The organism is Maridesulfovibrio sp. (assembly GCF_965230075.1).
Classification (GTDB): domain Bacteria; phylum Desulfobacterota; class Desulfovibrionia; order Desulfovibrionales; family Desulfovibrionaceae; genus Maridesulfovibrio.
The window spans coordinates 1,619,999-1,634,385 of record NZ_OZ245945.1 but is presented as its reverse complement, the minus strand read 5'-3'; the positions used below and the strand labels follow the sequence as shown (position 1 = coordinate 1,634,385).

Sequence of the window (14,387 nt, the reverse complement as noted above, 5' to 3'; positions counted from 1 at the left end):
AATAATTTAGGCTATATATCAATTATATTTCAGCAGTAAGGAGATTTTGCCCATGCCTCGGATCAAACCATCCCCCGCAGTACATCATGTCCCCCACTTCACGCTTCTATTGCTCACCCTGTTTTTTTGCTTCCTGCTTTCAGGCTGCAAAGATGATAAAGCTACTACTGGCGGCTACCCACCTGCGCCAGTCACTGTCACTAAAGCTGAATTGAAAAATACACCTTATTATCTGACCGCTATCGGAACAGTGAAGGCAGTAGACACCATTACCGTGCGCTCAAGAGTTACCGGATATCTAAGTAAAATTTTCATCAATGACGGACAGTACGTAAGCAAAGGCGAACAGCTGTTCACCATGGACCCTTCTCCTTATGAAGCTTCAATCGGCCAGCTCAAAGCTGAACTTGCTTCCGATATTACAAAATATGAACAGGCAAAAAAAGATTACAACCGCTACCGTGACCTTGTAGAACGCAAAGTAGTCAGTGAAGAAAACTTTGAAGAAAAGCGCCTGGACATGAAGACAGCCAGTGATGCCATTGCCGTGACAAAGGCAAAGCTCACCGACGCCCGCAACGATCTCAATTACTGCTTTATCCGTTCCCCCATTGACGGCCTTGCCGGGTATGTAACACCCACCGAAGGCAATCTCATTGAGGAGAACAAAGACGAACTGGTTGTTATCAACAAGATTTCTCCCATTGCCGTAAATTTCTACTTACCGCAGAAATATCTGGCTGAAGTGCAGAAATACTCAGCCAACAAAACACTTGAGGTACTTGCCATTACCGAGGGCCGCGACAATCCTGAAAGCGGAGACCTGACCTTCATCGACAACAATGTAGATACCAAAACCGGAACTATCTGGATGCAAGGCCGTTTTGCCAACACAAACAAAGCGCTCTGGCCCGGAAACTATGTTGAAATCCGTCTCAAACTGTACGATGAAAACGTCATCAATATCCCCATGGAAGCGACCTGCACAGGTCCGGAAGGTAAATTTGTCTGGATAGCGAACAGCAACAATACTGTTGATATGCGCCCCATCATGGTCGATCGCAGGGCCGGAAAAATGGATATAGTCAGTGGGGGATTGAAAAATAAGGAAACAATAGTCACAGACGGACAACTACGACTCTACCCCGGCGCAGTCATTGCTATCAAAGGGAAATCTTCGAATTACACTGCACCAGCTGCTCAGACCAAGAACGGTGAATAGCCATGAACATCACCGAACTTTTCATCAAGCGTCCGGTCATGACTTCTCTGGTGGTCATCGGCATGGTCTTCTTCGGAATCGTCGGCTATTTACGGCTCCCGGTCAGCTACCTGCCTGCGGTTGAATTCCCGACATTGCAGGTGACTGCAACTCTGCCCGGAGCCAGCCCCTCCACCATGGCTTCATCGGTGGCTACACCGCTGGAAAAGGAATTCACTTCCACGCCGGGACTGCGCTCCATGAGTTCCGTTAACTCACAGGGGCAGACCCTGATCACCCTGCAGTTCGACCTTGACCGCGACATTGACGGTGCGGCCTCGGACACTCAGGCTGCTATTTCACGTGCCAGCGGCAACCTGCCCACCGACCTGCCGCAGCAGCCCTACTATGAAAAATTCAACCCCGCCGATGATCCGGTTCTCTACATGGCAATCTGGTCAGAATCTCTTCCATTATATAAAGTTAATGAATACACCACCACGTTTCTGACCGACACCATCTCCATGGTTAACGGTGTCTCCAAGGTTGAGGTATACGGGGAGTCCAAACTTGCTGTGCGAGTACGAGTCAACCCGGAAAAACTAGCCGCTCGGGGCATGAACATTGACGACATCCGTCAGGCCATTGCCGACCAGAACGTGAAAGAACCGGTCGGTACGCTGGACAACAAAAAGCAATCCGTAACCGTAGAAGCCACCGGACAGCTTAAAAATGCTGATGAATTCATGCCCATGATCTTTGAATCGGAAGGCGGCAGGACGGTACGCCTCTCCGAAGTGGGCGAAGTCATCAACTCGGTGCAGTCAGACAAATCCGGTTCATGGATTGACGGCAAGCGCGGTATTGTCATCGCCATCAAAAAACAGCCCGGCTCGAATACAATTCAGGTATGCGAGACCATTAGGGAAATGCTTCCTACCATCCGCAACCAGATCCCTGCCGGCATTCAGATGAAGGTCCTCTATGACCGTTCCGAGCCCATCAAGGAAGCGGTTGATGATGTACAGGTCACCCTGCTGCTGGCTATATTCTTCGTTATCTGCGTTATCTTCTTTTTCCTTAAAAACCTTTCCGCGACCATTATCGCATCCGTAGCGGTCCCGGTCTCCATCGTCTTCACCTTTGCCATCATGTATGTGCTGGGCTATTCGCTGGACACCCTCTCGCTACTGGCCTTGACCCTGTCCGTAGGATTTGTGGTCGATGATGCCGTGGTCATGATCGAGAACATTGTCCGCCATCTGGAGATGGGCAAGAAGCCTTATCAGGCAGCGCTGGACGGAGCAAAACAGATAACCTTCACCATTATTTCAATGACCCTGTCGCTTGCGGTTGTTTTCATCCCGCTCATGTACATGTCCGGGATTATCGGGCGTATCCTGCACGAATTCGCCATGACTATCACCGTGGCAATCCTTGCCTCGGGCGTGGTCTCATTGACCATGACTCCTATGCTGGCCAGCCGCATTCTCAAACCAGGCAGCAAGCTTTCCGAATCCGATCCCATATTCGACTTCCTGCTGCGCATGTACGATCGTTCCCTGCATTTTGTCATGCGCCACCGAGCGTGGACCATGGGGGCGGCTGGGTTGATCCTGCTGGCTACCATCCACTTTTTTATGGTTATCCCCAAAGGATTCCTGCCTACTGATGACATGAGCTATTGTCAGGGATTTGCACAGGCCAAACAGGGTATTTCCTACCACGCCATGAAAGATCATATCAAAAAGCTTGAACCGATCCTCATGGATGACCCAAACATTAAAAGTGTGATCACTGTAGCCGGAGCGCCCATCCAAAACCAGGGATACGTCTTCCCCATGCTGACATCTCCGGGTGACCGCGACATGACAGCAGATCAGGTCGCCCGCCAGCTCATGTATAAACTGAACAACGAACCGGGAATTATGGTCTGGATTCAAAACCCGCCCATGATCCGCCTGACGGCAAAATCAACTAAGAACCTTTACCAGTATACGGTACAAGCGCCGGATCAGCAGGAGCTGTATTCAATCGCACCGAAATTCGAAATGCAGATGCGCCAGATACCGTTCCTGACCGGACTGACCTCAGACCTGCTGGATCAGAATCCTGAGCTTTGGGTCAAGATAGACCGTGACAAGGCTTCCTACTACGGAGTTACCGCCCACGACATTGAAAACACACTCAACTCCGCCTACTCCGAACGCAAAGTATCGACCATTTACGGAGATACGGACCAGTACTGGGTAATCCTGCAAGTGCTGCCCTACAACCAGCGCGACCCGCGCGATCTGATGAAGCTGCACGTTGCCAACAAAAACGGCGACTTGATCAGGCTGGACACCCTTGCCAGCTTTGAAGAGAAACCCGGTCCCATGCAGGTAAACCATACCGGAATGCTGCCCTCAGTAACTTACTCCTTCAACATTGCTCCGGGCTATTCCCTAAGTGATGCAACGTCGGCCATTAACGAACTTGCCCTCAACAATCTGCCGGACACTGTGGTTTCCAACTTTGAAGGAACAGCCGATGAATTCCAGAAATCCATGGCCAGCGTCTATTTCCTGCTGGCTATCGCGGTTTTTGTAATCTTCATGATTCTGGGAATTCTCTATGAAAGTTACATCCATCCCATCACCATTATTTCCGGCCTGCCATCGGCAGCAATCGGCGGACTTTTAACCCTGACTATTTTCGGCAAGGATCTCGACCTGTTCGGTATTGTGGGGGTCATCATGCTTATTGGTATCGTTAAAAAGAACGCTATCATGGTGGTAGACTTCGCCCTTGAGGCTGAGGAGAAAGAGAATCTTTCCCCGGCAGAAGCGGCCATGAAAGGATCGCTGGAAAGGTTCCGCCCGATTATGATGACCACCATCGCAGCCATTGCCGGGGCCATGCCCATCGCGCTCGGACTCGGTGCCGGGGCACAGGCCCGTCAGCCCATGGGACTTGCCATTGTGGGTGGCCTGATCCTCTCACAGGTGGTCACCCTATACCTGACCCCGGTATTCTATACCTACATGGATTCGTACCAGAAATGGTCCTACGAACGAGGAAGAGCCAAACGCGAACTGCTCGGCATTCCCCATAAGAAGGAGAGTTGATGCGCTAAAAACAAAACCCCGGCCCTGAATGATCAGAGCCGGGGTTTATCAGTACATTTGAAAAAGGACTTTACCAATCCATCATCTGCACTGCCTGCTTCATGTCAGGAGCGAACTTGAGGAAACGATCCATGTACAACATCTTGAGGTTCTTCATGATCCTTTCCTGAACATCGGTAAAAACTACCATTCCGCCATTCTGGTCCGCTGTCTTGTGGGCATTAATGAGCATTCCAAGACCGACACTGTCTATCAAGCTGGCATATCTGAGATTAATTATGATCTTGCAACCCTGTTCTCCGGCTGCGTTATAAATCCTTTTCTTAAAAAACTTCACAGTAGAATTACTGATCCGTCCCTTGGGGGCAAAAATGATAAATTCACCCTTCTGCCGCTCAATAAAATCAAACTGAGTATCAAATGCCTGATTTATAACAGAGTCGAGACTCTGCATAGTGTCAGAATTTTGTCCCCCGACCTTTTCCTTTAACTCCAAGGCATTGGCCCCGAGACCCATGCGCTTTATACTGTCATTTATGCTAGTCATGAACTGTACAATGCATCATAGATGCCAATATCCGAGCTAACGTGTTATAAATTTTGCCAATAAAAAAAGCGGACCAGAAAATCAGGTCCGCTTGTAAAAATAAACATACTCCAAAACTACCAATCAAACTTCGTCAAAGCCGAGTCAACATTCGGGCTAAAATTAAGATACCGATCCATGGTCAGCATCTTCATATTCTTGGTAATCATATCGTTAAGGTCGCTGTAAACAATCATTCCGCCATACTTATCACAGTATTTATGGGCATGAACCATTACTCCCAGTCCGGTACTGTCAATGAAATCCACATCCTTCATACACATGACAATCCGGCAACCGTCCTCACAACAATGATTGTATAAACGGTCTCGGATTAAACCAACCGTAGAATGGTTAAAACTACCCTTAGGGCACAAGAGGAGACAATCCTCACGCTCATCTTCAGTAAAATCAAACATACTTTTCCCGACCTGATTTGCTGATTAGTAATTGCTCACAGCAAAGTAAAACCGGAATTCTATTCAGTAAAGAGGAAATTTATTCCGCAATACACTCGCGCAATAGGCAATAATCTTCACTTCCCTTGGCCGGGAGAACAACTCCCTGCGAACTGCGACCATCAACCTTGAGTATTACCGGAGCGGGCAAACGCAAATGGCTTATGAATTCGCCCTTTTCAATGGTCGGCTGATTTTGAAACCATTCCCAGTTCATAAGATCACCCGGTTTATCAAGTACCATCAGGTAATTAATCCCCAAGGTTGTAATATTATGAAAGAAATGTGACCCCTGTGAAGGTTCAACTTTGAGCTCTTCGCAAGAAGTTTCAATAATTGCCGAAACATTTGAAATATCGGGCCATTCAACCGGAATACCAAGCCAATGATCTGCCGATCCCCAACGCCCGGGTCCGGCAAGCAGATACTTACGCTCCTGTTTGATGAGACGGCTGTTGATCGCAGAAATTTCCATGGCAATCTGCCGGGTCTTAGACACATCAAATGAATCCGGCCGGACGATCAGCAAATCGACAATATCATCCTTTTCCGCATTGCCTAAGGCATGGCTGGAAACGCAGACTGCATCCTTCAATTCCTGCTCGGATATATCAATTCTATTGAGGTCGGCGCGGGCACTCATGGGCCGAAGCTGCAAAAGGTTAAACTCAGGTTTGCGGCCGTCCTCAAATATATTAATACAGAATTCCATCTCCACCGGACCGCCCATACCATTTTCAGCAAGCTTGAGCACATCGGTCAGCACGCCCGGAAGCGGAAGAAGCTTATGTTTCAAAACCGGAGCGAAAAGAACAACCTTAGGACCGGGAATTGCCGCAGTATCCCTGATCCTACCCTCTTCTGCCAGATAGGTTGAAGCCAGCCTGCGCACTGGAACCGAATCTTCAAAATCAGCAATATCCAACTTCTCAAGATTGGCATCGCCATGAATGTCGTAAACCTCACCATTTCCCATGCGCAGCCCGTAAAAAGAAGTTTGGGCATTTTTGAGTGAATCCTGCAAAGTCGGACACTGGGGCAGAATCTTGGGATATTTAGGCGAGAAGCGGATACATTGCTCACCATCCACCACCGACTTACCGATACCCAACGCAATGGTAGCCACACCGTGTTCCGGCTTCATCTTACCGAAGGGGTAATAGTTGTAGGACTGCCCCACCCCGGAGATGGCCGGGAAGTAATAATCCCCGTATTGCTGTCCGGCGACCTCCTGAATAATGACCGCCATCTTTTCCTCATCCGTGCGCTGGTTAACCCGCTGGGAAAAGGACTTCGGAGCCTTGTAATATGTGGAAGCCCAAACCAGCTTGATAGCATCAACCAATTGTTTCAACCGCTGTTCAATGTCCGGGTGGTCATTGGGAATCATGTAGGTCTGATACAAGCCTGCATAAGCCTGATACTGGGCGTCCTCCAACAAACTGGATGAACGGATGGAGAGCGGATACTTGACTTCCTGCAGATATGCCCAGAGCTGGGCCTCAATCCATCCGGGAAAAAATGCTTCACTAAAAATCTCAGCGACCTTTGCATCTTCAGGGTCCGTGGTGGCAAGATAGGAAAGATCATTCATCTCCATAAAATCATCAAACCCCGAAGTTCCAATGGTCAGTGTTCGCGGTGCGGTGATGACGATATCTTTGTATTTATCGCGCAGCCATGAGTTACGGGCCAGCATAGAACAAATAAAAGCCATACCACGAGCCTTACCGCCCAGTGATCCGGCCCCGATCTTCAAAAAATCTGTATCCGGGTCAAAGTCCTTAGGGTTAAAGGAAACAATAACCCCCTGCTGACGCTGTAAACGCCTCTCCCTGATCAGGGTAAGCATATGCTTACGGTGAGTTTCCACATCGGGAAAATCCTTCTCCCGTAGAGGCCGGATTGTGTTGGCGAGCGCAATTTCTGTACGGGCATAGAACCAGCGTGAAAAATCATTAAGCTGGCAATGGCGCATGAAAATATCCTGTGGAATCTTGCGCAGAGTTTTTTCAAGTGAATAAAGACTGGAGGCCCTTGCCACCTCATTGTCTTCAAGATCGCGAAAAATAAAATCCCCGAAGCCCAAATGATCCATTACAAACTTACGGACCTCGGACATCAGATCAGGTGAATTCTTATCCACAAAACACGCCGGGACAGCCTCAGCGCGTTCTTTGTTTTCCGGTTCATTACTGGTCAGCAGCAAGGGAATATCATCCCTTCGCTCCTTAATACTTTTCAGCAATTCAATACCTGAATTACCGTCCAGAATGCCCATACGTGGAAAGCGCACATCGGATATTACACCGAGAATATACGGTTCATACTTCTCGAAAAGGACCATGGCCTCTTCAAAGGTGCGGGCAGTCAGAATCTTGGGCCGCGCCCGCATGGTCAGGAGACGATGTTCGGAGTTCAAACCCTCCTCAAGCACGGCCTGAGTCTGGCGGACCAACTCTTTATAGAGGATAGGCAAAAAAGAAGCCAGATAGCGCGGCGAATCCTCAACAACAATAATAACCCTGATTCCGACTTCGGAAGTATCATGTTCTACATTAAGCAGGTCTTCGAGGTTCTTGACCATGGCTACCAGCAATTCGGCATCCCCGGACCAGACAAACTGACGGTCTGTGCCGTCACAAAAGACCTCATCGGTAACTTGAAGTTGCTTATGGGCCAGCATTGCAACCGGGATACCCGGAATCTTATCCTTGATACGCCGCCCCATATCGCAGCAGTCCATATTGGTAAGGTGGGGCATGATGATGACAAGGTCAAAAAAGCGCACATCAAGCAGTTCTAATGCTTCATCAATATTGGAAACCCATGTCAGACGGGGGGGACGACTTAAGTTCAGGCCACGGTATTCACTAACAATGCGTTCGGAAATACGGCTATCTTCTTCCATAACCCATGCATCATAAGGACTGGAAATTAACAGAATATCCCGGACCTTAATCTGCATCAGGTCATGGTAAAGGCTGAATTTGCGGCTCTGCCCGCCCAAAAATGTCATCTTGTCTGTCATAAATGAAGCCCCGCAACTGGATGAATTCCAAAAAAGGCGGACAGCGAAATCATCGCAGTCCGCCTTATTGGTCAGATTCGTTATATTACAATATAATATGAAACTGTTTTATACAACACCCTGATCTAACATGGCTTGTGCTACTTTTACGAAACCTGCGATATTCGCGCCGTTCACGTAATTAAATGGGGTTCCGTAATGTTCGGCAGTATCCATGCAGGACTTGTGAATATTATGCATGATGTGCTTGAGGCGGTTATCAACTTCCTCACGGGGCCAATTGAGACGCATGCTGTTCTGGCTCATTTCAAGGCCGGAAACAGAAACACCGCCAGCGTTGGCAGCCTTACCCGGTCCGTAAAGAAGTCCGGCATCGAGGAAAATCTCGATACCTTCGGGCATGGTCGGCATATTTGCGCCTTCGGAAATCACGCGTACGCCGTTGGCTACAAGATTTGATGCATCCTTGCCGTTAATTTCGTTCTGGGTTGCGGAAGGAAATGCACAGTCGGCCTTGTGATTCCAGAGCGGATTAAAATCCAGATCAGGATCAACCGGGGTGTAGACTGCTTCGGGGTACTTCTCGACGTATTCCTTAACCCTGCCGCGACGTACGTTCTTGAGCTGCATGATATATTCAAGCTTTTCGCGGTCAACGCCCTTTTCATCGTAAATGTAACCGGATGAATCGGAAAAAGTGACCGGATTACAGCCGAGTTCAAGCAGTTTTTCCATGGTGAACTGGGCCACATTACCGGAACCGGAAACAAGGGCTGTCTTGCCTTCAAAGGTCTGGCCTTGTGCGTTAAGCATCTCAGCGGCAAAATATACAGAACCGTAACCGGTAGCTTCCGGACGTATGAGACTACCGCCCCAGTTTAAGCCCTTTCCGGTCAGCACGCCGGTAAATTCATTACGAATCTTCTTATACATACCAAAAAGATAACCAATCTCTCGTGCGCCAACGCCGATATCACCAGCGGGAATGTCGGTATTCGGGCCGATGTGCCGGGAAAGCTCAAGCATGAAGCTCTGGCAGAAGCGCATCACTTCCATGTCCGACTTGCCCTTGGGATCAAAGTCGGACCCACCCTTACCACCGCCCATGGGCAAGGAAGTCAAGGCGTTCTTAAAGACCTGTTCAAAGGCCAGAAATTTGAGAATGCCGAGGTTTACTGAAGGGTGAAAACGCAAACCACCCTTATACGGACCGATGGCACTATTCATTTCCACGCGGAAACCACGGTTAACGTGTACATCACCGTCATCGTCAGCCCACGGCACGCGGAACATGATTACCCGTTCCGGCTCGACAATCCGTTCCATAATCCCGGCACTGCGGTATTCGGGATTGCGGTCAAGAACAGGCTTGATAGATTCAACAACCTCACTCACAGCCTGATGGAATTCACGTTCATTGGGGTCCCTGTTTTTGACCAGTTCCAAAATTTCCATGCACAGCCTCCTAATCGGCCTTAAGCAGTTGATATGAAATTAACATCCAATATTTTTTCAATTCCTTTATTCCACCACTAACCAACTAAGTCCACACATCTTTTTAAAAAATCATAAGAAATTTCCATCTTTTTTTTGCTAATTTTGTGTTTTTTGATCCATTAATCAACGCCATTAGAGCCTAATTGTAACACAAACAGGTTGACAGTGAGTAAATGCTTACTGTAGAAAATAATTCATGAACACCAACAAAGCTCTATTCTTCTTTTTTAACTTTTTTAGCTTTACCAGCCCTGTGGTCTGGAGGTGTTCACTCGCATAAGCGATAGTTGAAAGAGTTTTCTCCCAGGCCGCAGGCAACCAGCCCGCGGCCTTTTTTATTTCCTGCCCCGGGTTTCCGCAAACCGCCTGCTCCTCCAAAAAACTCCGTCTTTTCAACTAAAAGCTACAATTTTACAAATTTAACCATTTTTGAAATCTGGAGGCTTCAAATGATGTTAGGACTTGGAAGCGTTGAGATTGCAGCAGTCTTCTGGCTCTGTATTCTCTCTTCGCTCGGCTGTGTGGCTTATGGAATCCTGAACTGGAATAACAGAGGCAAACCCGATGCCACCGCGCTGAATGTGGAAGTAAAAGGAAAAGGGGATAAGTAATGGTTACCAAGATCGTCATTACCTGCATCTACCTTTCCGTAATCTTCTATCTCGGTTTCAAAGGCTGGCAATCCACCAAAAAATCCACTGACTACATGCTCGCCGGACGGCAGATGAACCCGTTCATCATGGCTATGTCCTACGGCGCAACTTTTGTTTCCACATCCGCAATCATCGGTTTCGGCGGAGCGGCAGGACTGTTCGGATTCCCCCTGCTCTGGCTGACCCTTGCCACAATTGTGGTCGGTGTACTCATCGCCATGGTCTTTTTCGGCAAGCGCACCCGCAGAATGGGACTGGCCCTTGAAAGCCACACCTTCCCGGAACTGCTGGGTCGTCGTTACGACTCCAAGTTCATTCAGGGCTTTGCAGGCGGGATAATCTTTCTCTTCATTCCTGTTTACGCTGCTGCGGTACTGATCGGCATTTCACGCATGATGGAAATTTCCTTCGGCCTCCCCTACGACACTGCCCTGCTGGTGATCAGTTTCATTCTGGCCGGTTATGTCATCACCGGCGGCATGAAAGCGGTCATGTACACTGATGCTTTTCAGGGGCTGATCATGGCCATTATGATGATTATTCTCATTGTCTCCACCTATTCAATGCTCGGAGGCGTAACTGAAGCGCATCAAGCCCTGACCGACATGGTCAATCTCATGCCTGCCAAGCTCCAGAAAGGAGGCATGATAGGCTGGACCCAAGGCGCGAAATTCGGAACCCCACTCTGGCTGGTTATCTACACCACTATTGTTTACGGCGTGGGTATCGGCGTACTGGCCCAGCCGCAATTGGCAGTACGTTTCATGACTGTCCCCTCTGACCGCGAGCTTAACCGCGCGGTACTTTACGGCGGAATCTTCATCCCGCTCATGACCGGGGTAGCCTTCCTGACCGGAGCACTTTCCAACGCTGTTTTCTATAAAGAGGTAGGGAAGATCTCCATTGCCGTTGCTGGCGGAAACATGGACAAGATAATTCCCATGTACATCGAGCAGATGATGCCTTCATGGTTCTCCGCTCTCTTCCTGCTGGCAATGCTTGCTGCCGGGATGTCCACCCTGTCCTCCCAGTACCACGTGGGCGGGACCGCTCTGGGCCGTGATTTCTTCGAAAGATTTGTAAATGTCCCGGCTGAAAAATCCGTAAAGATCACCAAAATTGGAGTCGGTATCACCCTGCTGGCTGCAATCCTCTGGGCATGGGTTCTGCCTCCGTCCATCATTGCCCGCGCAACGGCCTTCTTCTTCGGACTCTGCGCCGCATCCTTCCTGCCCATCTATCTGCTGGGCCTGTACTGGAAAGGCATGACCAAGAAGGCAGCAAAGGTATCCATGGTAGGCGGCTTCAGCTCTTCCATGTTCTGGCTGCTGTTCGTGCATGCCAAGGAAGCCAAGGCCATCGGGCTCTGCAAGACCCTGACCGGAATGGACACCCTCGTATCCTCCGCCGCCAAAGGCTCATGGCTCTGGCTGCTGCAATGGGTTGACCCCAACGTGGTAGCCCTGCCCATCTCGCTGGCACTGGCTATCGGGGTAGCGACGATTACACCAAAGATGAACAAAGAACATCTGAAGCTTTGCTGGGCTAATATCTAGAGCAACTGAAATGAGTAAAAATCAAGGGCGTAACCTGTACTGGTTTACGCCCTTTTTTGTTTAAGCAGGGGTTTGACGCGCTAACAACAAAGTGGATATAGAACTTCTATTAGTTAGAAAATAGAACTTGTCCCAACAAATTGAGTACATCCTGTCCCTAAGGGATGAATACATAATGAGTGAAAGTAGTGTTCAAATGCCAAACAGCAGCAATGACAATATCAACATCTGTGGAGATAGGAATTCTCTTGAGTACGAAAGTCCAAGTATATCTCGAGCAAGCATAGACATTATAGGCAATGATAACACCATTAAAATCCACCCCAGCGCCCGACTAGGATCAGTAAAGATAGTTCTACGTGGTGATCATCATCGCCTTTTTATAGGCAGTGATGTTCGAATGGACGCAGGCCTTTTACGTCTTATCCATGGAGGAGGCCTGATAGCGATAGGAGCAAGAACCGTAATTGTTGATGCGGAGTTGATTTCATCTGAAGTCGGCACCAAACTCGTTATCGGCGAGGATTGCCTCATCAGTGACAGAGTACATGCATGGACCGGAGATGCCCACTCGATTGTTGACGCCAAGACAGGAAAGCGTCTCAACTATGGCCGGGATATAACCATCGCCAACCATGTCTGGATTGGCTATGAGGCAGTGCTGTTGAAAGGGGCAACAATTGGGCGCGATTCAATAATTGGAGCCCGGACTGTTCTCAGTAAAGAACTTCCGCCACAGAGCCTTGCTGCCGGCAACCCCGCAAAGGTGATTAAGAACAACGTAACATGGACTCCCGATGTGTTTTACGAAGAAGGGATCAATCCCTTGGTAGACGGGTAATATTTAAATTTTACGGTTGAAAAGAATAAAGCCCGCAATGACTAAGATGTCATAGCGGGCTTTATTCATGAGTAAATTTGAAAACGGATTACAATCCATAATCCCCTTTAATCAAAACCACCGAAATCCTGCCCGCAGGCCAACTCTTCTCGGTAATTGTCCAGACATTACAGATACGCTCCGGACTGTTGCAGTCCAGACACTTCCCGGTCTTGGCGCAGGGAGTCTTGCAATTGTGCCGGGCAGCATTCTTCGGTGCGGCAATCTCACGGATACGTGACATGGCTTGATCGAGGTCTTCAACCAGCTTGTTGGTACCTATAGTCAGCACCACATGATGTGGCCCCCAGACAATCCCGCCGACGCGATTGCCAACCATATCGAGGTTGACCAGCTGGCCTTTGGCGGTCAGGGCATTACTTCCGGTAAAGAATATATCGGCCTGCAAGGCATCACGCCGTCTTTGCAATATTTCAGCCCGCTCTACGCCTTCTTCAAAGGTATCAAGGAACTGCCAGCCGTCTTTACCGGACATGGCCTTGATTTCTCCCAGTGCCCCGGTATCGAACAGAGTTTCAGAGTCTCCGTATGAAACCAGACCGGGACCTATTTCCGGCAGGACTTCATTTATGATGATACCTTTAGCCTGCTCTGGATCATCAGCAACATAAACTTTGAATTTATTCTTTTTAAGTGACTCGACGGTCTGCTCTAAAAGCGGATGGTCCATAGAGTATTCCCCTTACTTCTTAGGCGGCAAAGAACAGGAATCGCTACAGCAGGTACCCTGCAGAAATCCAGTGTAAGTATAAAAGATACGCTCAATCTTGGTTCTTTTTTCTGCCGGAAGCGGTTCACGCTTGTAGTCAGCGGTCATCTTCAGCAGTTCTTCATAGCTGGGCACGGACTTCATGCCGTGAGCCAAAGTCTTACCTGAAATGGCATCCAGCAAAAATGCATCCATGGAATCTGAGATAACCACGTAAGGAACAGGCCCGCCCTGAAAGAGTTTACCCGCACAAACGGCTTCACGTTCATAACTGCCCACATCCCCGGCGCAGAACATGACCAGCATAATCGGCAGGCCGACTTTATCATGGATGACAAGGTCCATAGTACGGCACATTTCCTCGCCGTCTATCTCGAAACAAAGATCAATCTTGGCTTTCAGGGAATCCTTGGGATAACCCAGCTCTTCCACCAGTAGCTTTGCCAATGCCTGACGAAATTCCTCGTAAGTGGTTTCTTCAATCTCTTCGCCACTCAAGTAATCACGTAATGTTCCACCCATACTTACTTCATGCATATTTGCCTCCGGCGGGCCTACCGGCGGTCCCTCCGGGGCTTAAACCCTTTTCCAAAAGGGTTAAAGAATCCCAAAACGTTTTGATAGGGGCCGTCGGGTTTTAGTTAATTTGTTCACGAATTATATAAGCATGCTGGGTTGTTGTGCA

11 protein-coding genes are annotated in these 14,387 nt (G+C 48.8%); 5 read left to right on the top strand and 6 right to left on the bottom strand.

Annotation, left to right across the window (positions count from 1 at the left end):
• Positions 1 to 52 precede the first annotated feature (52 nt).
• Together ACO05Z_RS07365 and ACO05Z_RS07360 are read left to right on the top strand one after the other, a co-directional pair.
• A complete protein-coding gene (locus ACO05Z_RS07365) occupies positions 53 to 1,222 on the top strand; it encodes an efflux RND transporter periplasmic adaptor subunit (RefSeq protein WP_421901520.1) in 1,170 nt (389 codons plus the stop codon).
• A gap of 2 nt (positions 1,223 to 1,224) precedes the next feature.
• Positions 1,225 to 4,311 (top strand): efflux RND transporter permease subunit, encoded by a 3,087-nt coding sequence (locus ACO05Z_RS07360; RefSeq protein ID WP_421901519.1) that lies wholly within the window; start codon positions 1,225 to 1,227, stop codon positions 4,309 to 4,311.
• Positions 4,312 to 4,381: 70 nt separating this feature from the next.
• On the opposite strand, the gene ACO05Z_RS07355 is transcribed toward ACO05Z_RS07360, so the two are convergent.
• From ACO05Z_RS07355 to gdhA, 4 genes are all read right to left on the bottom strand, one after another.
• Positions 4,382 to 4,858: an STAS domain-containing protein gene (locus tag ACO05Z_RS07355; protein WP_421901518.1), complete on the bottom strand. Its 477-nt coding sequence runs from the start codon at positions 4,856 to 4,858 to the stop codon at positions 4,382 to 4,384.
• 116 nt (positions 4,859 to 4,974) lie between these two features.
• Positions 4,975 to 5,316 carry an STAS domain-containing protein gene (locus ACO05Z_RS07350; protein WP_421901517.1) on the bottom strand — a complete coding sequence of 114 codons (342 nt, stop codon included), beginning with the start codon at positions 5,314 to 5,316 and terminating at the stop codon, positions 4,975 to 4,977.
• Positions 5,317 to 5,395: 79 nt separating this feature from the next.
• Positions 5,396 to 8,386 (bottom strand): PEP/pyruvate-binding domain-containing protein, encoded by a 2,991-nt coding sequence (locus ACO05Z_RS07345; RefSeq protein ID WP_421901516.1) that lies wholly within the window; start codon positions 8,384 to 8,386, stop codon positions 5,396 to 5,398.
• A 108-nt stretch (positions 8,387 to 8,494) separates the two neighbouring features.
• Positions 8,495 to 9,841, bottom strand: coding sequence for an NADP-specific glutamate dehydrogenase (gene gdhA, locus ACO05Z_RS07340; RefSeq protein WP_421901515.1), 1,347 nt, complete (start codon positions 9,839 to 9,841; stop codon positions 8,495 to 8,497).
• A 491-nt stretch (positions 9,842 to 10,332) separates the two neighbouring features.
• Between gdhA and ACO05Z_RS07335 the strand changes: the two genes are divergently transcribed.
• From ACO05Z_RS07335 to ACO05Z_RS07325, 3 genes are all read left to right on the top strand, one after another.
• Positions 10,333 to 10,494 (top strand): symporter small accessory protein, encoded by a 162-nt coding sequence (locus tag ACO05Z_RS07335; RefSeq protein ID WP_421901514.1) that lies wholly within the window; start codon positions 10,333 to 10,335, stop codon positions 10,492 to 10,494.
• Positions 10,494 to 12,092, top strand: a complete 1,599-nt coding sequence (locus ACO05Z_RS07330) for a sodium:solute symporter family protein (RefSeq protein WP_421901513.1) — start codon at positions 10,494 to 10,496, stop codon at positions 12,090 to 12,092. Before ACO05Z_RS07335 ends, ACO05Z_RS07330 begins: the two co-directional genes overlap by 1 nt.
• A gap of 400 nt (positions 12,093 to 12,492) precedes the next feature.
• Positions 12,493 to 12,933 (top strand): acyltransferase, encoded by a 441-nt coding sequence (locus ACO05Z_RS07325; RefSeq protein ID WP_421901512.1) that lies wholly within the window; start codon positions 12,493 to 12,495, stop codon positions 12,931 to 12,933.
• 88 nt (positions 12,934 to 13,021) lie between these two features.
• On the opposite strand, the gene ACO05Z_RS07320 is transcribed toward ACO05Z_RS07325, so the two are convergent.
• On the bottom strand, positions 13,022 to 13,663 hold the full coding sequence (locus ACO05Z_RS07320; protein ID WP_421901511.1) for a lactate utilization protein: 642 nt from the start codon (positions 13,661 to 13,663) through the stop codon (positions 13,022 to 13,024).
• A 12-nt stretch (positions 13,664 to 13,675) separates the two neighbouring features.
• Positions 13,676 to 14,239: a type I restriction enzyme HsdR N-terminal domain-containing protein gene (locus tag ACO05Z_RS07315; protein WP_421901510.1), complete on the bottom strand. Its 564-nt coding sequence runs from the start codon at positions 14,237 to 14,239 to the stop codon at positions 13,676 to 13,678.
• Positions 14,240 to 14,387: the final 148 nt, after the last annotated feature.